General features: G+C 72.1%; 19 protein-coding genes. 12 read left to right on the top strand and 7 right to left on the bottom strand.

Annotated elements, in window-relative coordinates; translation table 11 throughout:
- Positions 1–103 precede the first annotated feature (103 nt).
- Positions 104–1,276 (top strand): imidazolonepropionase, encoded by a 1,173-nt coding sequence (gene hutI, locus ACH4K1_RS10940; protein WP_398088479.1) that lies wholly within the window; start codon positions 104–106, stop codon positions 1,274–1,276.
- A gap of 194 nt (positions 1,277–1,470) precedes the next feature.
- On the opposite strand, the gene ACH4K1_RS10935 is transcribed toward hutI, so the two are convergent.
- Positions 1,471–2,442: an RNA polymerase sigma factor SigF gene (locus ACH4K1_RS10935; protein ID WP_398088478.1), complete on the bottom strand. Its 972-nt coding sequence runs from the start codon at positions 2,440–2,442 to the stop codon at positions 1,471–1,473.
- A gap of 284 nt (positions 2,443–2,726) precedes the next feature.
- Here ACH4K1_RS10935 and ACH4K1_RS10930 point away from each other — a divergent pair, with 284 nt between their 5' ends.
- Both ACH4K1_RS10930 and ACH4K1_RS10925 read left to right on the top strand, forming a co-directional pair.
- On the top strand, positions 2,727–3,095 hold the full coding sequence (locus tag ACH4K1_RS10930; RefSeq protein WP_228991032.1) for an STAS domain-containing protein: 369 nt from the start codon (positions 2,727–2,729) through the stop codon (positions 3,093–3,095).
- A gap of 223 nt (positions 3,096–3,318) precedes the next feature.
- Complete coding sequence (locus ACH4K1_RS10925; RefSeq protein ID WP_228991034.1) at positions 3,319–3,810, top strand: ATP-binding protein; 492 nt, start codon at positions 3,319–3,321, stop codon at positions 3,808–3,810.
- Positions 3,811–4,215: 405 nt separating this feature from the next.
- Here the strand turns inward: ACH4K1_RS10925 and ACH4K1_RS10920 are convergent, their stop codons facing one another.
- Positions 4,216–5,715: a peptide MFS transporter gene (locus ACH4K1_RS10920; protein WP_398088477.1), complete on the bottom strand. Its 1,500-nt coding sequence runs from the start codon at positions 5,713–5,715 to the stop codon at positions 4,216–4,218.
- 491 nt (positions 5,716–6,206) lie between these two features.
- Here ACH4K1_RS10920 and ACH4K1_RS10915 point away from each other — a divergent pair, with 491 nt between their 5' ends.
- Positions 6,207–6,884, top strand: coding sequence for a response regulator transcription factor (locus ACH4K1_RS10915; RefSeq protein WP_398088476.1), 678 nt, complete (start codon positions 6,207–6,209; stop codon positions 6,882–6,884).
- A 55-nt stretch (positions 6,885–6,939) separates the two neighbouring features.
- Positions 6,940–8,205: an ATP-binding protein gene (locus tag ACH4K1_RS10910; protein WP_398088474.1), complete on the top strand. Its 1,266-nt coding sequence runs from the start codon at positions 6,940–6,942 to the stop codon at positions 8,203–8,205.
- Between the two features lie 70 nt (positions 8,206–8,275).
- Here ACH4K1_RS10910 and ACH4K1_RS10905 read toward each other — a convergent pair whose 3' ends face one another.
- The gene (locus tag ACH4K1_RS10905; protein WP_398088472.1) at positions 8,276–8,797 is read right to left on the bottom strand and encodes a GtrA family protein; all 522 of its coding nucleotides are present in this window, start codon (positions 8,795–8,797) and stop codon (positions 8,276–8,278) included.
- A 96-nt stretch (positions 8,798–8,893) separates the two neighbouring features.
- On the opposite strand from ACH4K1_RS10905, the gene ACH4K1_RS10900 reads away from it, so the two are divergent.
- Genes ACH4K1_RS10900 through ACH4K1_RS10890 form a run of 3 tightly spaced genes read left to right on the top strand, consistent with a single transcriptional unit; the run spans position 8,894 to position 11,860 of the window.
- Positions 8,894–10,123 carry a 5-(carboxyamino)imidazole ribonucleotide synthase gene (locus tag ACH4K1_RS10900; protein WP_398088849.1) on the top strand — a complete coding sequence of 410 codons (1,230 nt, stop codon included), beginning with the start codon at positions 8,894–8,896 and terminating at the stop codon, positions 10,121–10,123.
- On the top strand, positions 10,120–10,659 hold the full coding sequence (gene purE, locus ACH4K1_RS10895; RefSeq protein WP_398088471.1) for a 5-(carboxyamino)imidazole ribonucleotide mutase: 540 nt from the start codon (positions 10,120–10,122) through the stop codon (positions 10,657–10,659). Before ACH4K1_RS10900 ends, purE begins: the two co-directional genes overlap by 4 nt.
- A gap of 10 nt (positions 10,660–10,669) precedes the next feature.
- Complete coding sequence (locus tag ACH4K1_RS10890; RefSeq protein ID WP_398088470.1) at positions 10,670–11,860, top strand: dipeptidase; 1,191 nt, start codon at positions 10,670–10,672, stop codon at positions 11,858–11,860.
- Positions 11,861–11,901: 41 nt separating this feature from the next.
- Here the strand turns inward: ACH4K1_RS10890 and ACH4K1_RS10885 are convergent, their stop codons facing one another.
- Complete coding sequence (locus ACH4K1_RS10885) at positions 11,902–13,089, bottom strand: GDSL-type esterase/lipase family protein (RefSeq protein ID WP_398088468.1); 1,188 nt, start codon at positions 13,087–13,089, stop codon at positions 11,902–11,904.
- Between the two features lie 81 nt (positions 13,090–13,170).
- A complete protein-coding gene (locus tag ACH4K1_RS10880; RefSeq protein ID WP_398088467.1) occupies positions 13,171–14,514 on the bottom strand; it encodes a UDP-glucose dehydrogenase family protein in 1,344 nt (447 codons plus the stop codon).
- Positions 14,515–14,721: 207 nt separating this feature from the next.
- Here ACH4K1_RS10880 and ACH4K1_RS10875 point away from each other — a divergent pair, with 207 nt between their 5' ends.
- Complete coding sequence (locus ACH4K1_RS10875; protein ID WP_398088848.1) at positions 14,722–15,879, top strand: acyl-CoA dehydrogenase; 1,158 nt, start codon at positions 14,722–14,724, stop codon at positions 15,877–15,879.
- A gap of 110 nt (positions 15,880–15,989) precedes the next feature.
- Here the strand turns inward: ACH4K1_RS10875 and ACH4K1_RS10870 are convergent, their stop codons facing one another.
- On the bottom strand, positions 15,990–16,562 hold the full coding sequence (locus tag ACH4K1_RS10870) for a dihydrofolate reductase family protein (RefSeq protein ID WP_398088465.1): 573 nt from the start codon (positions 16,560–16,562) through the stop codon (positions 15,990–15,992).
- A 166-nt stretch (positions 16,563–16,728) separates the two neighbouring features.
- On the opposite strand from ACH4K1_RS10870, the gene ACH4K1_RS10865 reads away from it, so the two are divergent.
- A complete protein-coding gene (locus tag ACH4K1_RS10865) occupies positions 16,729–17,199 on the top strand; it encodes a hypothetical protein (protein WP_398088463.1) in 471 nt (156 codons plus the stop codon).
- 138 nt (positions 17,200–17,337) lie between these two features.
- Positions 17,338–17,934, top strand: coding sequence for a hypothetical protein (locus tag ACH4K1_RS10860; protein WP_398088461.1), 597 nt, complete (start codon positions 17,338–17,340; stop codon positions 17,932–17,934).
- A 120-nt stretch (positions 17,935–18,054) separates the two neighbouring features.
- Here the strand turns inward: ACH4K1_RS10860 and ACH4K1_RS10855 are convergent, their stop codons facing one another.
- The gene (locus ACH4K1_RS10855; protein ID WP_398088460.1) at positions 18,055–18,801 is read right to left on the bottom strand and encodes a D-Ala-D-Ala carboxypeptidase family metallohydrolase; all 747 of its coding nucleotides are present in this window, start codon (positions 18,799–18,801) and stop codon (positions 18,055–18,057) included.
- A gap of 482 nt (positions 18,802–19,283) precedes the next feature.
- Here ACH4K1_RS10855 and ACH4K1_RS10850 point away from each other — a divergent pair, with 482 nt between their 5' ends.
- Positions 19,284–20,294: a DUF5954 family protein gene (locus ACH4K1_RS10850; protein ID WP_398088458.1), complete on the top strand. Its 1,011-nt coding sequence runs from the start codon at positions 19,284–19,286 to the stop codon at positions 20,292–20,294.
- Positions 20,295–20,472: the final 178 nt, after the last annotated feature.

The raw sequence follows: 20,472 nt of genomic DNA, 5'->3' as shown, positions 1-20,472 counted from the left end.
CCCCCGGGTGCCCCGGAACCGCCGGACCCGGACCCCTCGAACACTCCGGGCCCCCGGCCCCCGGCCCCCGGACCCTCCGGAACGCAAGGAGAACACTCTCCCGATGACGAGCACCGCCGTCACCCACATCGCCAACCTGGTCACCAACGACCCCTCCCTCGGCAACAGGGCCCCCCTGGGCCTGATCCAGGACGCGGCCGTCGTCATCGAGGGCGACCGCGTCGTCTGGACCGGTGAGTCCAGCAAAGCACCCGCCACCGACAACGTCCTCGACGCCGCCGGCCGCGCGGTGGTCCCCGGCTTCGTCGACTCCCACTCCCACCTGGTCTTCGCGGGCGACCGCACCGAGGAGTTCAACGCCCGCATGTCCGGGCAGCCCTACCGCGCGGGCGGCATCCGCACCACCGTCGCCGCCACCCGGGCCGCCTCCGACGACGAGCTGTCCGCCAACGTGGCCCGCTACCTCGCGGAAGCCCTGCGCCAGGGCACCACCACCTTGGAGACCAAGTCCGGCTACGGCCTCACCGTCGAGGACGAGGCCCGCGCCCTGCGGATCGCGGGCCGCCACACCGACGAGGTCACCTACCTCGGCGCCCACATCGTCTCCCCCGACTACGCCGACGACCCCGCCGGCTACGTCGACCTGGTCACCGGCCCGATGCTGGACGCCTGCGCCCCGCACGCCCGTTGGATCGACGTCTTCTGCGAGCAGGGCGCCTTCGACGGCGACCAGGCCCGGGCCGTCCTCACGGCGGGCCGCGCCAAGGGGCTGCACCCCCGTATCCACGCCAACCAGTTGAGCTACGGCCCCGGCGTCCAGCTCGCCGTCGAGCTCGACGCGGCCTCGGCCGACCACTGCACCCACCTCACCGACGCCGACGTCGACGCGCTCGGCCAGGGGAACACGGTGGCGACGCTCCTGCCGGGCGCGGAGTTCTCCACCCGCGCCGAGTGGCCCGACGCCCGCCGCCTCCTCGACGCCGGGGCCACCGTCGCCCTCTCCACGGACTGCAACCCCGGCTCGTCGTTCACCTCGTCGGTGCCGTTCTGCATCGCGCTGGCCGTACGCGACATGGGGATGACCCCGGACGAGGCGATCTGGTCGGCCACCGCCGGCGGGGCCGCCGCCCTGCGGCGTACGGACATCGGCCGGATCGCCCCCGGCGCCCGCGCCGACCTGGTCCTCCTCGACGCCCCGAGCCACGTCCACCTGGCGTACCGTCCGGGCGTCCCCCTGGTCAGCGCGGTCTGGCGGGGCGGGCGGCGGGTGGTCTGAGAACCGGCCGGCCCCGTACCCGGCCGGGTACGGGGCCGGCCGCTCCGGGGCCGGACGGCGTACGGCACGGCGCACGGAAGGCCCGGCGCGTGCGCCCACCAGGCGGAAGGACCCGCTCCCGGGGGGCCGGGGCGGGTCCTTCCGCCTGGTGGGCGGCGCCCGGCGCCCCGGGGAGGGGCGGGACGGGCCGTCCGTCATTCGTCCACGGTCAGCCCCTCGCGGAGCTTGGCGAGCGTCCGCGAGAGCAGCCGGGACACGTGCATCTGAGAGATGTTCAGCTCCTCGCCGATCTCCGACTGCGTCATGTTGCTGACGAAACGGAGGGAGAGGATCATCCGGTCCCGGGCGGGCAGCGCGGCGATCAGCGGCTTGAGCGACTCGACGTACTCGATGCCTTCGAGGCCGTTGTCCTCGTAACCGATGCGGTCCGAGAGGGCGCTCTCGCCGTCGTCGTCCTCGGGCTTGGCGTCCAGGGAGCTGGCGGTGTACGCGTTGCTCGCGGACATGCCCTCGACGACCTCGTCCTGGGTGATGCCGAGCCGCTCGGACAGCTCCGCCACGGTGGGCGCGCGGTCCAACCGCTGGGCCAGCTCGTCGCCCGCCTTCGCCAGGTCGAGCCGCAGCTCCTGGAGCCGGCGCGGCACGCGCACGGACCAGCTGGTGTCCCGGAAGAAGCGCTTGATCTCGCCGACGATCGTCGGCATCGCGAAGGTGGGGAACTCCACACCGCGGCTCAGCTCGAACCGGTCGATCGCCTTGATCAGGCCGATGGTGCCGACCTGGACGATGTCCTCCATCGGTTCGCTGCGGGAGCGGAACCGGGAGGCGGCGAACTTGACGAGCGCGAGGTTGAGCTCGACGAGGGTGTTGCGGACGTAGCTGTACTCGGGGGTGCCCTCTTCCAGGGCCTCCAGCCGCTCGAAGAGCGTCTTCGACAGCGCCCTGGCGTCCAGAGCGCCCACTTCGGCGTACGGCGGGATCTCGGGGAGTCCTTCGAGTCCTTCGAGCCCCTCGCCGGTCGGGCCGGAGAAGTCTGAGGTGATGCCGGTGGTGCTGGCGCGCGGGCCGGGAACGGCACTCGCGGCGGGGGAGTCGGAATTGGTCGGTCCCTGAGGACATGCCGACGACGCGTAGTGGGTACGCGCTCCGTCGAGCCGGGGTGACATGGTTCTCCTCCATCATTCTCGGCATATGGCTGCCGATGCCCCTACGTGTTCCTGCGGTGAAGCGGCGCCTCCAAAGCCGGTCGTGTTTCGGGTGTCCCTCTACCCTTACCCGGTTCCGGCCAGCAGTGACAAGCTCCAATTGCCGCTGTATGTCCGGTTTGTGGAGGTCTCCGACTACCGCAGGGAGAAGGGAACGCGTACTGTTTCACGCACGTCGGCGGCAGCTAGCCATTCAGCCGCACAGGCAGTGACGTGCACGGTGACGAAGGCGAAGAGGGACTGGCATGGACCGCGGGACGGTCGGCAGTGCGAACCGGGGTCGGCTTCAGGTCGAGGCCCGGACCGAGGGGCGCAGCGAGGTCGTGACGCCGGTGGGTGAGCTGGATCACCACACCGCCGATCTGTTGCGGGAGCCTCTGGAGAGTGCGGTCGAGCACGGGCGGGTACGCCTGGTGGTCGACTGCTCTCGCCTGGATTTCTGTGATTCCACCGGGCTGAACGTACTGCTCGGCGCCCGCCTCAAGGCGGAGGCGGCCGGAGGAGAGGTTCACCTGGCCGGAATGCAGCCGGTGGTGGCGCGGGTGTTCGAGATCACGGGGGCGGAGGCGGTCTTCACCGTCCACGCCACCCTTGACGAGGCGCTGGCCACCTGACCCGGCACGGTCGCGCGGTCGCGCGCATCCCCGCCACTCGGCGCGGTACGCGCCGCACCGGCGGTGGTACGCGATCGTGTGCTTCAAGTGGGTGTTGTTGCGAGACGGCAGGGCAGGAGACACCCCATCGGCGCCTCACAGAGGTTCCGGCGCATGCGGTAACTGATCATTTTCTTTACGACGGCGACATGGCGACATGGCGAATCGGTGAGGTGAAGCGCTGATGAGCACCACCCGGCAGCATCCGCCGGGCGACCTCGGTCGTGAGCCGGACGGAGCGGCTTCGGCCTCGCCCGATCCGGTCGAGCGGCAGTGGCGCACGCTCTCGCTGGCGCAGGCGAGCGGCATCGTCCCGACGGCCCGCGACTTCGCCCGGCAGGCCCTGCACGACTGGGGCTGGCTCCCGGCGTCCACCGCCGACCGCCGGGCCGCCGCCGAGGACGTCCTGCTGGTCGTCTCCGAGCTGGTGACCAACGCCTGTCTGCACGCGGAGGGCCCCGAGGAGCTGCGGCTCGGCCACACCCCCAAGGCGCTGCGCGTGGAGGTCGTCGACCGGGGGGCCGGGCAGCCCGCACCCCGTACGCCGCACCGCGCCGGCCGGCCCGGAGGCCACGGCATGTTCATCGTCCAGCGCCTCTGTACCGACTGGGGCGTCCTGCGCTCGCCCGACGCCCCCGGCAAGACGGTCTGGGCGGAGCTCGCCGCTCCCGCGTAAGGGCCGGCCCGTCAGAGACGGCGGAACGGCCCTCAGGGCGCTCCCGCCGACGGACTCCGCCGTGCGCACGGCCCGCGGCCCCGCCGCCGGACGCCGGACGGCAGCCCGTCCCGTACGCGTACGCACCCCGGCTACGCGTACGCCGTCGGCGGCGGCCCTCGTCCGCCCCTGGCACCCGCCCGGGGGAGCGCGCCGGATCGGCGCGCTTTTTCGTCTTCCCTCCGGCGGCCCCGGCCACGCCCTTCGCACGACGATCCCTCCGCACCCCCTCCGGCCGGAGCGACCGCCTGCCGGGAGAACCGGCCGGCCGGACGGCGGACGTACGACGACGGCGGGTCCGCACGAAACCTCGTGCGGACCCGCCGTCGTCTGCCCCGTACGGTCCCGGGGCGGTGTCGTCCGTGCCTACTTCACGCCGCCCATCAGGGCGCGGATCTTGCGGCCCGCCACCATGAAGGCGAGACCCGCGGCGACGGCCACGACCGCCTGGAGCGTGTAGTACGCCGCGTCGCCCAGCGGGGCGTTGAGCTTCGTGGTCCAGCCGTTCAGGGCGTTGCCCGTCGAGGTGGCCAGGAACCACAGGCCCATGATCTGGCCCACGAACATCTTCGGCGCCAGCTTCGTGGAGAGCGACAGGCCGACCGGGGAGAGGCACATCTCGCCCATGGTCTGCGCCAGGTAGACCGCGAGCAGCCAGAAGACGGTGACCTTGCCGGTGTCGCTGTTGGCCGCGGCGGCGCCCGCCAGCCCCATGATGCCGAAGGAACCACCGATGAGGAGCATCGCCAGGGCGAACTTCATCGGGGTGCTGGGCTCACGGTTGCGGGTGGCCAGCTTGACCCAGAGCGCGGCGAAGATCGGGGCGAGGATGATGACCAGGGCCGGGTTGACCGACTGGAACCACGAGGCCGGGAACTCCCAGCCGCCGATGAAGCGGTCGGTCTTGTTGTCCGCGAAGATCGTCAGCAGCGAACCGGACTGGTCGTAGATCATCCAGAAGAGCACGGCGGTGATGAAGAACCACACGTACGCCTTGATCTTCGGCCGGTCCTCCTTGGTGAGCGCCGGGTCCCGGAAGATCGTGACGAAGTAGATGATCGGCACGACGACGCCCAGCACGGCCAGGACGTTGACGATGTGCTCGATGTCGTAGGTACCCAGCGCCAGGTCGAGCAGGAGCGCGGCGACCGCGATGCCGGCCCACAGCGCCACCTTGCGCATCGTCCGGCGGCGCTCCTCGGGGGAGATGGGCTTGGCGGGGAGCTTCCCGACGTCACCGAGGTGCTTGGAGCCGACCGCGTACTGGATGACCGCGAAGGTCATGCCGACACCGGCGACACCGAAGCCGAGGTGCCAGCTGACGTGCTCGCCGAGGTAGCCGACCAGCAGCGGGGCGGCGAAGCCACCGATGTTGATCGCCATGTAGAAGAGCGTGAAGCCGGCGTCGCGGCGGGCGCTGCTCTGGCCCTCGTAGAGGCCGCCCACCATCGCGGAGATGTTCGGCTTCAGCAGCCCCGTACCGACCGCGATCAGCGCGAGGCCGAAGAAGAACGTGATGTCGCTCGGCAGCGCGAGGGTGAAGTGGCCCAGCGCGATGATGATCCCGCCGACCAGAACGGCCTTGCGGGCGCCCCAGAGGCGGTCGGCGACCCAGCCGCCGGGCATCGCGGCCATGTAGACGACGGCGTTGTAGACGCCGTAGATGGAGGCGGCGAGCGCCTCCCGGCCCTCCAGGGGGCCGTCGAGCACGGCGGCCACCAAGTACAGGGTGAGGATGGCGCGCATCCCGTAGAAGGAGAAGCGTTCCCACATCTCCGTCATGAACAGGGTGGCCATACCGCGCGGGTGGCCGAAGAAGGTCTTCTCGCCGGAACCGGGCGAGTCCTTCGTCAGGCTGGACGCCATGATCGATCCTTGCTGGTCGGGACGCGACGCCTCGTGAGCAGTACGCGCCCGGTGGGGGGCAGCCGGCACCGGCGCGGCCGAACCCCGTCCCTCACGCCTGAGGGGGACGTGCTCCGCGCGGCCGGGCTCCTTGCGGAGGTGCGGCGGCGGAGCGGGGAAGAACCGCGTCGGGATCCACGCCCGGTACGCGTCCTCGCGCCCCGGGCCCGGCTCACAGGTCATTCACTCGGAAAGGCCGGCGGGAACCGGCCCCGCACACAAAAGAGACCTTCGGCGCTCATGGCTGCCCAAAGGTCCTTGAGTAGTGCAACAGGCGTCGGGACACCATACGACACGACACGGCCGGATATGGAAGGACTTGAGAGATGGATCACAGGCCCCTGTGGAACCACGCTCCCACATTCCAAGGTCTCCATCCTCTTTGTGGAGCTGACCCGCAGGCGGCCTCCCGGAGCTCCCTGGCGCCTTCCCGTCCGGACTACCATCAGTCCATGACCCGTGTTTTGCTCGCCGAGGACGACGCGTCCATCTCGGAGCCCCTGGCCCGCGCCCTGCGCCGGGAGGGGTACGAGGTCGAGGTCCGCCAGGACGGTCCGACCGCGCTCGACGCCGGACTCCAGGGCGGCGTCGACCTGGTCGTCCTCGATCTGGGGCTGCCCGGGATGGACGGGCTGGAGGTCGCCCGCAGGCTCCGTGCCGACGGCCACACCATCCCGATCCTCGTGCTGACGGCCCGCGCCGACGAGGTCGACACCGTCGTCGGCCTGGACGCGGGCGCCGACGACTACGTCACCAAGCCGTTCCGCCTCGCCGAGCTGCTGGCCCGCGTCCGCGCCCTGCTGCGCCGCGGGGCCTCCGAGCCCGCCGTGCAGCCCGCCACCCACGGGGTCAGGATCGACGTCGAGTCGCACCGGGCCTGGATGGGCGAGGAGGAGCTCCAGCTCACCGCCAAGGAGTTCGACCTGCTGCGGGTCCTGGTCCGGGACGCCGGGCGGGTCGTCACCCGCGACCAGCTGATGCGCGAGGTCTGGGACACCACCTGGTGGTCCTCCACCAAGACGCTCGACATGCACATCTCCTGGCTGCGCAAGAAGCTCGGCGACGACGCGGCCAATCCGCGCTACATCGCCACCGTCCGGGGCGTCGGCTTCCGGTTCGAGAAGAGCTGACGTACGAAGCCCCCATGCGCCCTGAGAACCGTTCCGGCGGCCCCCCGAGGCCGGTATGCGCCGCCGGCTGATCAACTCCACGCTCGCCGTGGTGCTCGTCGTCATCGCCGTCTTCGGCGTCTCGCTGGTGATCGTGGAGACGCGCACCATCAGCGCCAGCGCCCAGGAGAGCGTGGAGTCCGAGGCGCTGCGGCTGATCAGCGTGGTCGACGGCCGGCTGCTGGGGGAGGAGCGGATCAACCCCGGGGTGCTGGCCGAGCAGATCGGCCCCAAGCGCTACGCGCTGGTCGAGATCCCCGGCCGCGAGCCCATCACCGTCGGCGAGCGCCCTTCCGGCAGCGTCCTGCGCGCCATCGAGACGGGGGAGCGGGGCGAGACGGTCACCGTCGAGGAGTCCCGCTCGGCCGTCACCCGCGAGGTCGGGCGCACCCTCCTGATCATCGGTGCGGTGGCGCTGCTGGCGATCGTCTCGGCGGTGCTGCTCGCCGTACGCCAGGCCAACCGGCTGACCTCCCCGCTCACCGACCTCGCCGAGACCGCCGAACGCCTCGGCTCCGGTGACCCCCGCCCGCGCCACAAGCGGTACGGGGTGCCCGAGCTGGACCGGGTCGCGGACGTCCTGGACGCCTCGGCCGAGCGGATCGCCCGGATGCTGACCGCCGAACGCCGGCTGGCCGCGGACGCCTCGCACCAGCTCCGGACCCCGCTGACCGCGCTCTCCATGCGGATCGAGGAGATCTCCGCCACCGACGACCCGGAGACGGTGAAGGAGGAGGCGAACATCGCCCTCACCCAGGTCGAGCGCCTCACCGACGTCGTCGAACGGCTCCTGACCAACTCCCGCGACCCGCGCACCGGCTCCGCCGTCGTCTTCGACCTCGACGAGATCGTCAAACAGCAGATCGAGGAGTGGCGCCCGGCCTACCGCAGCGCCGGTCGCGCCCTGGTCCGCTCCGGCAAGCACGGGCTGCGGGCCGTCGGCACTCCGGGGGCGGTCGCCCAGGTCCTGGCGGCGCTGATCGAGAACTCCCTCATGCACGGCGGCGGCACCGTCGCCCTGCGCACCCGGGTCACCGGCAACCAGGTGGTCATCGAGGTCACCGACGAGGGCCCCGGCGTCCCCGCCGAACTGGGGGCGCGGATCTTCGAGCGGACCATCAGCGGCCGCAACTCCACCGGCATCGGCCTGGCGGTCGCCCGCGACCTCGCGGAGGCGGACGGCGGGCGGCTGGAGCTGCTGCAGCAGCACCCGGCGGTCTTCGCCCTCTTCCTCAGCAGGACCCCGACGGACCGGGACGCCCCCGAGCGCCCGGTGCGCTGAACGACGACGGGGACGCCGGCCCGGCTCCGTACCGGGGCGGCCGGGTGCGTACGGGAGGGGCCGGGGGGGGTCAGTTCCGTGCGGGGCCCGGAATCACTCGCTCCTCGACCGGTCGGCGCGGCTCGAGAAACCGCTCCGCGTTCAGCACGGCCTCCTTGGCGGGCAGGGTCTTGAAGACCCACGTCCGGTAGGACCAGAAGCGGAACAGGGTGGCGATCCCGATGCCGACGACCTTGAAGACATTGCTCTGGACCGGGGTGTTCCAGCCGAAGCCGTACGTCGCCAGGTACAGCACGCCCGTCTCGATCACCGCGCCCGCCGCGCTGAACAGGAGGAAGAGGGCCAGCTCGCGGGTGCGGCCGGTCTTGTCGCGCTCCCGGTAGGTCCAGTAGCGGAACCCCACGTAGTTGAAGAGGATCGCGACGAACGTCGCCAGCACGCTCGCCCGGACCACCTGGAGGTCGGTCGTGTGCCGCAGCAGGTTGAAGACCGCGATGTTGACCAGCAGACCGAAAGCGCCGACCGCGCCGAACTTGGCGACCTCTCGGCCCAGGGCTTCAAGCCGGGTCCGCAGTGCGCCCCGTTCGCTCATGGTGATCGCTGGCCCCGTCCGTTGGAAGGCGTCTCCGTGGTGTCGACGCAACCACGTCAACTCCGCCATGCTAACCAGCCCTCATGTGTGACGCCCGTGAGCGGCCGGGGCGGTGGCCGGAGGGCGTCCGTACGGCCGTCCGGAAACCACCGGCGTGGCGGATACCCTGGGGGCGTGACGTTCCCGGTAGTCGGCATGGTCGGCGGCGGTCAGCTCGCCCGTATGACCCACGAGGCGGGCATCCCCCTCGGCCTGACATTCAAGCTGCTCAGTGACACTCCCCAGGACTCGGCGGCCCAGGTGGTGAGCGAGGTCGTCATCGGCGACTATCGCGACCTGGACACCCTGCGCGCCTTCGCTCGCGGCTGCGACGTGATCACCTTCGATCACGAGCACGTGCCGACCGAGCACCTGCGGGCCCTGGAGGCGGACGGCATCCCCGTGCGCCCCGGCCCCGACGCCCTGGTGCACGCCCAGGACAAGGGGGTGATGCGCGCCCGGCTCACGGAGATCGGCGCCCCCTGCCCCCGCCACCGCATCGTGAGCGACCCGGCCGACGCCGCCGCGTTCGCCGAGGAGGCCGGCGGCTTCCCCGTCATCCTCAAGACCGTGCGCGGCGGCTACGACGGCAAGGGCGTGTGGGTGGTCCGCTCCGAGGAGGAGGCGGCCGAGCCCTTCCGCGCCGGGGTTCCGGTCCTCGCGGAGGAGAAGGTCGACTTCGTGCGGGAGCTGGCGGCGAACATCGTCCGCTCGCCGCACGGCCAAGCCGTCGCCTACCCGGTCGTCGAGTCGATCCAGGTCGACGGCGTCTGCGACACCGTGATCGCCCCCGCCCCCGGGCTGGACGAGGAGCTGGCGGGCGAGGCCCAGCAGCTGGCGCTGCGCATCGCCGCCGAGCTGGGCGTCGTCGGCCACCTCGCGGTCGAGCTGTTCGAGACCCGCGGCCCCGACGGGAGGCCCGCCATCCTCGTCAACGAGCTGGCGATGCGCCCGCACAACTCCGGCCACTGGACCATGGACGGCGCGATCACCTCCCAGTTCGCCAACCACGTCCGGGCCGTTCTCGACCTCCCGCTCGGCGACCCGCGCCCCCGCGCCCCCTGGACGGTCATGTGCAACGTCCTGGGCGGTGACTACCCGGACATGTACCAGGGGTACCTGCACTGCATGGCCCGCGATCCGCAGCTCAAGATCCACATGTACGGCAAGGACGTGAAGCCCGGCCGCAAGGTCGGACACGTCAACACCTACGGCGACGATCTGGCGGACGTGCGGGAGCGCGCCCGGCACGCGGCCGACTACCTGCGAGGAACGATCACCGAATGACTTCCCCCTCCGCACCGGCGCCCGTGGTCGGCGTCGTCATGGGCTCGGACTCCGACTGGCCGGTCATGGAGGCCGCCGCCAAGGCGCTCGACGAGTTCGAGATCCCGTACGAGGTCGACGTCGTCTCCGCCCACCGCATGCCGCGCGAGATGATCGCGTACGGCGAGCGGGCCGCGGGCCGCGGTCTGAAGGCGATCATCGCGGGCGCGGGCGGCGCCGCCCACCTGCCCGGCATGCTGGCCTCCGTCACCCCGCTGCCGGTCATCGGGGTGCCGGTGCCGCTGAAGTACCTGGACGGCATGGACAGCCTGCTCTCCATCGTCCAGATGCCGGCCGGGGTCCCCGTCGCCACCGTCTCCGTCGGCGGCGCGCGCAACGCGGGCCTGCTGGCCGCCCGCATCCTGGCCGCCTCCGACCCCGCGCTCCAGGAGCGGATGGAGGAGTTCCTGCAGGAGCTGAACGACCAGGCCACCGAGAAGGGCAAGCGGCTGCGCGCCAAGGCCCAGGGCGCCGACTCCTTCGGCTTCGGAAAGTAGGGGGCGACCCATGGACCACCTCGCCCGCGCCCACGAGCTGCTCGCCGCCCACCCCGTCGTCGACGGCCACAACGACCTCCCCTGGGCCCTGCGCGAGCAGGTCGGCTACGACCTCGACGCCCGCGACATCGCCGCCGACCAGCGCGGACTGCTCCACACCGACCTGAACCGGCTGCGGGCCGGCGGGGTCGGCGGCCAGTTCTGGTCGGTCTACGTCCGCACCGACCTGACCGGGGACGCGGCCGTCAGCGCCACCCTGGAGCAGATCGACGTCGTCGGCGAGCTGATCGCCCGGTACCCCACGCACCTGCGGCGGGCGCTCACCGCCGACGACCTGGAGCGGGCCCGCGCCGAAGGGCGGATCGCCTCCCTGATGGGGGCCGAGGGCGGCCACTCCGTCAACAACTCGCTGGGCACCCTGCGCGCCCTGTACGAGCTGGGCGTCCGCTACATGACGCTCACCCACAACGACAACATCGACTGGGCCGACAGCGCCACGGACCTGCCGCGCCTCGGCGGCCTCTCCGCCTTCGGCCACGAGGTCGTCCGCGAGATGAACCGCGTCGGCATGCTGGTCGACCTCAGCCACGTCGCGGACGGCGTCATGCGCGACGCGATCGCCACCAGCACCGCGCCGGTGATCTTCTCGCACTCCTCGGCCCGTGCCGTCTGCGACCACCCGCGCAACATCCCCGACGACGTGCTCGCGGCCCTGCCGTCCAACGGAGGCGTCGCGATGGCGACCTTCGTGCCGAAGTTCGTGCTCCCCGAGGCCGTCGCCTGGACGCTGGCCGCCGACCGCAACATGCGCGAGCACGGCCTGCACCACCTCGACACCACCCCGCAGGCCATGCGCATCCACGAGGACTTCGAGGCGGCCCACCCGCGCCCCGAGGCCACGGTCGCCACCATCGCCGACCACCTGGACCACATGCGCGCGGTCGCGGGCATCGACCACATCGGCATCGGCGGCGACTACGACGGCACGGCGTTCACCCCGCGCGGCCTGGAGGACGTCTCCGGCTACCCGAACCTCATCGCGGAGCTGCTGCGGCGGAACTGGTCCGAGGGCGACCTCGCCAAGCTGACCTGGCGCAACGCCGTACGGGTGCTGCGCGACGCGGAGGCCGTGGCCCGCGACGAGCAGAGCCGGCGCGGCCCCTCCCACGCGACGATCGCGGAGCTCGACGGCGTCCACTAGGAGAAGCCGGGCGGGGGCCGCCGGGAAAGCGGCCGCCGCCGTCAGCCCTGTCCGCCCACCGCCGCGAACGGTCCGCCCGGACCGAAGGCGAACGCCCCGAAGCGCTCGCCCATGCGGCGGTGGGCGGCGGCGTCCGGGTGCAGGCGGTCGGGCAGCGGAAGGTCGGCGTGGTCCGCCTCGCCGTACAGGAAGCGCCCGTCCAGGTGGAAGAGGTACGGGTCCGACGCCGCCCGCTCCGCCGTGATCCGGGCCAGCTCCTCCCGTACGACGCCCAGCGTCAGCTTGCCGGAGGCGGTCTCCGCCGGGTCGCCCAGCGCCGTGAACACCACCCCGCCTCCCCTCACGTCCGGCGCGGAGGGGCCCGGCGTGTCCTCGTGGGCGGGGCAGAGGACCGGCGAGACCACCAGCAGCGGCGCGGTGGGGTGGCCCTCGCGCACCGTGTCCAGGAAGCCGTGCACGGCGGGCCCGAACGCGCGCAGCCGCATCGCGTCGGCGCCCACCAGGTTGATGCCGATCTTGACGCTGATCAGGTCGGCCGGGGTGTCCCGCAGGGCGCGCGCGGTGAACGGGTCGAGGAGCGCGCTGCCCGCCAGGGAGAGGTTGACCAGCTCCACACCTCCCGCCGCGGCGGCCAGGGCGGGCCAGGCGGTGGCGGAGCTGTCCGCGCACGAGCCCTGGCTGATGGAGCTGCCGTGGTGCAGCCAGACCCGCCGCCCGCTCGGGCCCTCCGGCGCCACGGGCGCGTCGGTGCGCAGCCCGAGCAGCTCGACGGTCTCGGTGTACGGCAGCCAGATCTCGACGCTCTTCTCCCGCGCGGGCAGCCCGGTGAAGGCGACGGACCCGGGGAAGCCGGGGAACAGCTCCCGCGACCCGTCGGAGAGGTCCACCATCAGCACGTCGCCGCCGCTCGCGGTGGCCCGCCCGGCCGGCTTCCCGTCGATGTACAGGTCGTACGCCCCGTTCGGGAGGGGCGGGAGGCCCGGGTGGCCCGTCACCGTGCGCCGGACGTCGAGCGCCACGGCGGTGGCCCGGCTACGGAACACCACCCGCACCCCGGACGGCTGCGCCTCCGCCTGGGCGACCTGCGGGTCACCGCCCGCCCGGGCGCGGGCCGGGGCGGGCAGCCGGTGGGGGAGGAGGCCGCCGCCCGCGGTGCGCTCCACTTCGAGCGCGCCGCGCAGCAGGTCGTCGGTGAGGGGTGAGCTGATCCAGTCGCAGGCGTCGTCCATCCCCTCAGCCTGTCCGCCGGGCCCGGGGGCGATGCGGTACGACGGGAGGGAGGCTTCCGGGCCTCTCGTCCCGCTCCGGCTCTACGCCTTCGGGCGGCCCATCGCGCGGTAGGTCCATCCGGCCTCGCGCCAGACCGTGCTGTCCAGGGCGTTGCGGCCGTCCAGGATGATCCGGCGGGCGGCCACCTCGCCCAGCTCGGCCGGGTCCAGTTCACGGAACTCGCGCCACTCCGTCAGGTGCAGCACCACGTCCGCGCCGCGCACCGCCTCCAGGGCCGAGTCCGCGTAGCCGAGGGTCGGGAACAGCCGCCGGGCGTTCTCCATCCCCTTCGGGTCGAAGACGGTGACCTGACCGCCCTGGAGGTGGATCTGCCCGGCGACGTTGAGCGCGGGGGAGTCGCGTACGTCGTCGGAGTCGGGCTTGAACGCGGCGCCCAGCACCGCCACCCGCGTGCCGAGGAACGAGCCGCCGCCCACCGCCTCCCGGGCCAGTTCGACCATGTGGCCGCGGCGGCGCATGTTGATGGAGTCGACCTCGCGGAGGAAGGTGAGGGCCTGGTCGGCGCCGAGCTCCCCGGCGCGGGCCATGAAGGCGCGGATGTCCTTGGGCAGGCAGCCGCCGCCGAAGCCGATCCCGGCCCGCAGGAACTTCTTCCCGATGCGCTCGTCGTGGCCGATGGCCTCCGCGAGCTTCACGACGTCCCCGTCGGCCGCCTCGCAGACCTCCGCCATCGCGTTGATGAAGGAGATCTTGGTGGCGAGGAAGGAGTTGGCGGAGGTCTTCACCAGCTCGGCGGTCGGGAAGTCGGTCACCACCAACGGCGAGCCCTCCGCGATCGGCACGGCGTACACCTCGCGCAGCACCTTCTCGGCCCGCTCGCTCGTGACGCCGACGACGATCCGGTCGGGGTGCAGGGTGTCCTTCACGGCGAAGCCCTCGCGGAGGAACTCCGGATTCCAGGCCAGCTCGGCCCCCGCTCCGGCCGGGGCCAGCTCGGCGAGCCGGTCCGCGAGGCGGGCGGCGGAGCCCACGGGGACGGTCGACTTGCCGACGACGAGGGCGGGCCGGGTCAGGTGCGGGGCCAGCGAGTCGAAGGCGCTGTCGACGTAGCTCATGTCGCAGGCGTACTCGCCGTGCTTCTGCGGAGTGTTCACACAGACGAAGTGGACGTCGCCGAACTCGGCGACCTCCTCCCAGGAGGTGGTGAAACGCAGCCGCCCGGTGGAGCCCTCGATCCCGACCACGTGCCGCTGGAGCATCTCCTCCAGCCCCGGCTCGTACATCGGAACGCGGCCGGTGGAGAGCAGTTCGATCTTCTCCGGCACGACGTCGAGCCCCAGGACCTCGAAGCCCAGTTCGGCCATGGCCGCGGCATGGGTGGCGCCGAGGTAGCCGGTGCCGATCACAGTGATCCTGAGGGCCATGGAGTGCTCCTGGGAGATGCGGACAGACGTGCGGACCGAGCATAGTCGTGGACCCGGAAGCCGGAATTCACCGCCCGAAACGCCCGGTACCTTCCTCATGTACCACCTCTGTCGGCAAGCTCACGTGCTCGTCGCATAGGCCGCCGGGCGGTCGGCGCACTAAAATTGGGTTACTTAACGGTAGTTAGCATCTGGGGAGTGAGCGTCTTGGCGGGTTCGACCGATTTCGACCTGTACCGTCCGGCCGAGGAGCACGACATGCTCCGCGAGACCATCCGCGCGCTGGCCGAGTCGAAGATCGCCCCCTTCGCCGCGGCGGTCGACGAGGAGAGCCGCTTCCCGCAGGAGGCGCTGGACGCCCTGGTCGCCTCGGACCTGCACGCCGTGCACGTCCCGGAGGAGTACGGCGGCGCCGGCGCCGACGCGCTCGCCACGGTCATCGTGATCGAGGAGGTGGCCCGCGCCTGCGCCTCCTCCTCCCTGATCCCGGCCGTCAACAAGCTCGGCTCGCTCCCGGTGATCCTCTCCGGTTCCGAGGAGCTGAAGGCGAAGTACCTGGGCCCGCTCGCTAAGGGCGACGCGATGTTCTCGTACGCCCTCTCCGAGCCGGACGCCGGTTCGGACGCGGCGGGCATGAAGACGAAGGCCGTGCGCGACGGCGACTTCTGGGTCCTCGACGGGGTGAAGCGCTGGATCACCAACGCGGGCGTCTCCGAGTACTACACGGTCATGGCCGTCACCGACCCGGCCAAGCGCTCCAAGGGCATCTCCGCGTTCGTCGTCGAGAAGTCCGACGAGGGCGTCTCCTTCGGGGCCCCGGAGAAGAAGCTCGGCATCAAGGGCTCCCCGACCCGTGAGGTCTACCTCGACAACGTCCGCATCCCCGCGGACCGCATGATCGGCGAGGAGGGCACGGGCTTCGCCACCGCGATGAAGACCCTGGACCACACCCGCATCACGATCGCGGCCCAGGCCCTCGGCATCGCCCAGGGCGCGCTGGACTACGCCAAGGGCTACGTCCGGGAGCGCAAGCAGTTCGGCAAGCCGATCGCGGACTTCCAGGGCATCCAGTTCATGCTCGCGGACATGGCGATGAAGATCGAGGCCGCCCGCCAGCTCACGTACGCGGCCGCCGCCAAGTCCGAGCGCGGTGATGCGGACCTCACCTTCCAGGGCGCGGCGGCCAAGTGCTTCGCCTCGGACGTCGCGATGGAGGTCACCACGGACGCGGTCCAGCTGCTCGGCGGCTACGGCTACACGCGGGACTACCCGGTGGAGCGCATGATGCGCGACGCCAAGATCACCCAGATCTACGAGGGCACGAACCAGGTCCAGCGCATCGTGATGGCGCGCAACCTGCCGTAGCCTCCCCTCGCGCAGTGCTTCCCGCGGCCCCCGGCGCCCTGCCGGGGGCCGCACGCGTCTCCTGGGGGCGAGCCGGTGATCACCCGGCTGGACGGGTCCTTCGGGGCGGGTCAGCGGACCACCTCGAAGACGTTCTTCTGGATGCCGTTCGCGTACGCCTCGTGCTCGACCAGCCTCAGCTGCTGCCGGTCCTTGTCCGTGGCGCTGAACAGGCGCTTGCCCGCGCCGAGCAGGACCGGGAAGACGAGCAGGTGGTACCGGTCGACGAGGTCGGCGTCCGCGAGGTTCCGGTTCAGCTCGGTGCTGCCGTGCACGATGATCGGGCCGCCCTCGGTCTCCTTGAGGGCGGCGACCTCGTCGAGCGACCGCAGAATCGTGGTGTCGCCCCAGTCGGAGACGAGAGCGTCCTCGGTCAGCGTGGTGGAGACGACGTACTTCGGCATCGCCTTGTACCCGGTGAACTCCTCCATGCCCGGCCACACCGGGCTGAACGCCTCGTAACTGGCCCGCCCCAGCAGCAGGGCGGTGGCCTCCTCCTGCTCCCGGCTCTTGAGCTCGTACGCCTCCGGCAGGAACTCGATGTCCTTGAACGTCCACCCCGAGTTCCGGTACCCGGGCTCGCCGCCCGGGGCTTCCATGACGCCGTCCAGCGAGACGAAGGCGGTGCTGATCAGGGTGCGCATAAGGGTCTCCAGGGGTGGTTCGCGGCGGGTCCCGGACCGGTTCCCGGTGTCGCCTCTCACTCTTACGGATGTACTGACCGCGCGTCCTGCGAAAACTCATCGGCCCCGGCCCCGGCCCCCTCCGCCGAGGACGGTGTCACGCACCTGGCCGGTAACCTCCCTCCCCATGACCGAACTCGACAGGCTGACCGCCCTCTTCGACGCCCTGGGGGCGGACGCCGACGCCCGGGACTGGGCCGAGTCCGAGATCGAGGAGGGGCTGCCCCAGCTCGCCCGCTACCGGCTTCTGCGGACGGTGTGGCAGGACGTCGACGCGTGGAGCACGGCCGCCCCGCGCTGGGTGGACGCCTACCGCGCGGACGGGGCGGCGGCCGGCGCCGTCGACCGGGCCCTCGCCGCCGGGCTCACCGCCGACGATCTCGGCACACTGGCCCGCGAGATCGCCAAGGAGACGGCGTTCGGGGTGCTGCGCGCCCTGGCGGACCCGGTGGACGGCTCGCTCCCCGCCGAGATCGAGGCGCGGCTTCCCGGCTGGCGGCTCGCGGAGCTGGACTCGGGGGGCACGCCCACCGGCCGCCATCTCGACGCCCTGCACGAGGACTTCGCCGAACTCGAACCGAAGGGTGCGGCCGGATGACCCCGTCCGGGAAGGGGCCCGGGGCCCCGGCCCGGAGCCCTCACCGGCGCGTGTGCGGGCGATGGGCCGCGGCGAGCGGGGGACCGGGGGTCGAGCGAGGGCCTGAACGAGGCCGACAAGGCGAGAGGACGGTAACCGATGGAGAGGAAGTGGCTGCCGCTGACCGCGGTGCTCGGAGCCGCCGCGGTGGCCGTGGTGACGGCGAGCGTCTGGCCGGAGGGCGGGGAGGAGCCGCTGCCGCAGTCCCTCTGCCACGGTGCGCTCAGCCGGGTGACGGCCGAGCTGATCGACGACGGCAAGGGGGGCGAGGTCGGTACGGACGAGTGGGCGACCAGGGGGAGCACCACTGACTACGCGGTGTTCAGAGGGTGCCGCGTGCTGCGTGCCGACCCGGACGACGACGACCACCCTCGCGGGGTCGCCCAACTGATCATCGCGGACACCCGCGCCGCCCCGTACCGGAAGAAGGGGTCCGTTCCCCTCGGTGCCGGGTTCAAGGGCTGGGCGCGCCCCGACTCGGCCCGGGTCACCCTGCCCGCCGGCTGCGCCGCCCGGATGGGCTCCACGGCCCCGTACATCACGGCGTCGCTCGAAGTGCCCTCGCAGGACGAGGAGCGCTCGGCCGAGCGGGGAGAGGCGAGGCCGGTCGTCGCGGACACCGCGCGGCGCACCAACGCGACCGTGATGCGGGAAGTGGCCACCAGGCTCGCGGAGCGGTACGACTGCGCCGGTTGACGGGGACGGACGGGGCGGTCGCGGTCGCAGGCGCGGTCCGGACGAGGGCGGGGCGGGCGCCCGGGGCGGCGGAGTCACGGCTCCGCCGCCCCGGGCGCCCTCGGTGGCCCGCCGTCCCGGTCAGACGGCCCAGTGGTAGCCGCGCGATCCGTAGGAGTACTCGGCCCGGCTGTCCACGTGGGTGAACGTGTTGTAGCGGATGATGCCGGAGAAGCCCGACGTCTTCGCGTAGGAGATGGCCTGGCTCACCGAACGGCCGCTCACGACGATGTCGGCGGCGATGCCGTACATGTGCTGGCTGTTGGAGGCGCCGCCGACCCGCGAGTTGTGGCTGATGCTGCGGAACCCGCTGTTGACGGTGATCGCCCGGTCGCCCGCCTTCTTGCGGACCGCCTCGAGCTTGTACATCAGCCGGCGGACGTTCTCCTTGACCGTTCCCGAATTGACCTTGCCCCCACTGAACTTGGAGCCGTCCTTCGAGTAGAACTCGGAGAAGGCGAAGTGCTTCGTGGACCCGTCCGAGTCCTGCAGGGCGTTGAGCGCGCGGTGGGTGGCCGCACCGACGACGCCGTCCGCCGACAGGCCGTAGGCCCGCTGGAAACGGATCACCGCGGCCTTGGTCCCCGGGCCGAACGCGCCGTCCACGGCGACGTGCGTGCGGGAGGCGCTGCTCGCCGCCCACCCCGCGACGCGGATCTGGAGCTCGCGGACGTCGGAGCCGCTGGACCCTTCCCGCAGCGTGCGGGACCAGTCGTAGGCGTGCGCCTTGGGCGGCGCGGCGATCTGCGCCACGCCGAGTGCCAGCATGAGCGCGAGCAGGACGAAGAAGGAGCGGCCGAGCCGGGAACGGCTGGTTGCGAGGAGCACGAGAGTCCTTTCGACGGCATGGTCCGGGGTGGCCGGTGGTCGGCGACCCGTCAGCGGCGCCGGACGGCGCGCACCGCGGTCGTGTGGGCAGTGGCCCGGTCGGCCACGCCCAAGCCCGCGCGGAGCCGCCGTTCGTTCCTGGGCATCGCCGATGGCCGCTCCGCGGGCGGTGACCATGCCCCCCGAGAATGTGACTGCCATGAGCACGACATGACTACCGCAGCGTCGGAAGGGCTGTAAAGAGTTGTCAAAATCCGGCACTGGTCTATACCGCTAGGCGCCCCTCTGAGCTGTGGTTTCCGTCGGCCCTCCCTAAAGTTTCACGGCGGTGCCCGTCGCCGGCCCCCCGGCGAGGGGCGGTGGAGCGGGGCCGGGACGCCGTGCCCGGCGGGGACGGCGCGCCATGGGTCAACTCCCGGCGTCAGTGGGCCGATTCCCGGCGAAGTCCGGACAGCGGTACCCCTCTTCGGCACACTGGGTGCATGGACGAACACCCGGCGTTTCCGCCGGACCATCTGACCATCAACATCACGCATCGCGACGACCCCCTCTCCGGGGTCTCCGAGGCGGACGCGCTCGCCGCCTTCCGTGCCTACCCCGACATCGTGGTCCGGGGGCCGTTGTTCGGGCTCGCCGAACAGCGCCCGGGGGACCGGCCGCGCTGGCGGCTGCTGGGCGAACTGGAGAGCGGGGCCCCGCAGACGGCGCGGGACGAGCTGAATTCGCACCTGTGGTTCATGGCGAAGGACGAGACCGACGACCGGGCGGTCCGGAGGTCGCTGCTGGACGCCGTGGCGCTGCTGGAGACCGAACCGGTCGACGAGGTGACGGCGGCCGGCGTCCGCTACCGGGTCGTGCGTGCCGACGAGTTCGCCCGGATCGGCGGCGGGCGGCTGGAACCGCCCCGGCCCACCGACGTGGACTCCGAGGGCTGGAATCCGAACACGGTCGAGCCCTCGCGCAGCGACGGATTCGTGATCGACCACGCGGCCGCCGTCGGCCTCGGCGAGGGGGCCGACCGCGCGGGCCTGGTGTCCCTCGCGTACACGGCGAGCCGCCACCCGGAGGCCGTACGGGCCGATTCCCGGAAGGCGTTGATCAGCCACCCCGGGGTCGTCCTGCTGCCGCCGGCGTTCCGGGTGGTCGAACGGGAGGAAGGCTCCTGGGGGTTGGTGACCGGGCTGCACGCCACTCCGCAGGACGCCCGCCGTGCCCTCGTCCACCACCTGAAGGTGTACCTGCCCGCCGTGATGAGGGTCGACGAGAAGGAGGCCGCCGTCCTCGCCCGTGCCGCCGACCGGTTCGCCCAGCGGAAGCGGCCCGACGAACTGCTGGTGCGGGGGCGGCGGTTCGACGTCGTCCGGGTGGAGCGCATGGTGCGCATCGGGCCCGACGGCCCGGAGACGCCGCGCCCCTCCGACGTGGACGAGTACGAGCCCTCCAAGCTGCATCCCACCATGGACGAGCACGGCGTCGTCACCGTCGGCGAATAGCGGCGGACCGCGGGGGCGCGCCGTGGACGGAAGCGGGCCGCCGCTGACGGCGCTGCGGGAACAGCGGCGGGGGGCCCCCCCCCCCCCCCCCGCCCCCCCGGGCCCCCCGCCCCCCCCCCCCGGCAGTAACCCCCCCACCCGGCCGGAGGCCATGAGCGAGAACATAAAGTAGTTGTTT

It is taken from the genome of Streptomyces sp. NPDC017448 (assembly GCF_044330565.1).
Lineage (GTDB): Bacteria > Actinomycetota > Actinomycetes > Streptomycetales > Streptomycetaceae > Streptomyces.
Note: the sequence above shows the minus strand (reverse complement) of the source record. Positions and strands in the feature narration are given on the sequence as shown.

What these genes read in the sequence shown, in the direction of transcription:
- hutI (WP_398088479.1), top strand. Translation starts at nt 104, where the DNA reads ATGACGAGCACCGCCGTCACCCACATCGCCAACCTGGTCACCAACGAC.
- ACH4K1_RS10935 (WP_398088478.1), bottom strand. Translation starts at nt 2,442, where the DNA reads ATGTCACCCCGGCTCGACGGAGCGCGTACCCACTACGCGTCGTCGGCA.
- ACH4K1_RS10930 (WP_228991032.1), top strand. Translation starts at nt 2,727, where the DNA reads ATGGACCGCGGGACGGTCGGCAGTGCGAACCGGGGTCGGCTTCAGGTC.
- ACH4K1_RS10925 (WP_228991034.1), top strand. Translation starts at nt 3,319, where the DNA reads ATGAGCACCACCCGGCAGCATCCGCCGGGCGACCTCGGTCGTGAGCCG.
- ACH4K1_RS10920 (WP_398088477.1), bottom strand. Translation starts at nt 5,715, where the DNA reads ATGGCGTCCAGCCTGACGAAGGACTCGCCCGGTTCCGGCGAGAAGACC.
- ACH4K1_RS10915 (WP_398088476.1), top strand. Translation starts at nt 6,207, where the DNA reads ATGACCCGTGTTTTGCTCGCCGAGGACGACGCGTCCATCTCGGAGCCC.
- ACH4K1_RS10910 (WP_398088474.1), top strand. Translation starts at nt 6,940, where the DNA reads ATGCGCCGCCGGCTGATCAACTCCACGCTCGCCGTGGTGCTCGTCGTC.
- ACH4K1_RS10905 (WP_398088472.1), bottom strand. Translation starts at nt 8,797, where the DNA reads ATGAGCGAACGGGGCGCACTGCGGACCCGGCTTGAAGCCCTGGGCCGA.
- purE (WP_398088471.1), top strand. Translation starts at nt 10,120, where the DNA reads ATGACTTCCCCCTCCGCACCGGCGCCCGTGGTCGGCGTCGTCATGGGC.
- ACH4K1_RS10890 (WP_398088470.1), top strand. Translation starts at nt 10,670, where the DNA reads ATGGACCACCTCGCCCGCGCCCACGAGCTGCTCGCCGCCCACCCCGTC.
- ACH4K1_RS10885 (WP_398088468.1), bottom strand. Translation starts at nt 13,089, where the DNA reads ATGGACGACGCCTGCGACTGGATCAGCTCACCCCTCACCGACGACCTG.
- ACH4K1_RS10880 (WP_398088467.1), bottom strand. Translation starts at nt 14,514, where the DNA reads ATGGCCCTCAGGATCACTGTGATCGGCACCGGCTACCTCGGCGCCACC.
- ACH4K1_RS10870 (WP_398088465.1), bottom strand. Translation starts at nt 16,562, where the DNA reads ATGCGCACCCTGATCAGCACCGCCTTCGTCTCGCTGGACGGCGTCATG.
- ACH4K1_RS10865 (WP_398088463.1), top strand. Translation starts at nt 16,729, where the DNA reads ATGACCGAACTCGACAGGCTGACCGCCCTCTTCGACGCCCTGGGGGCG.
- ACH4K1_RS10860 (WP_398088461.1), top strand. Translation starts at nt 17,338, where the DNA reads ATGGAGAGGAAGTGGCTGCCGCTGACCGCGGTGCTCGGAGCCGCCGCG.
- ACH4K1_RS10850 (WP_398088458.1), top strand. Translation starts at nt 19,284, where the DNA reads ATGGACGAACACCCGGCGTTTCCGCCGGACCATCTGACCATCAACATC.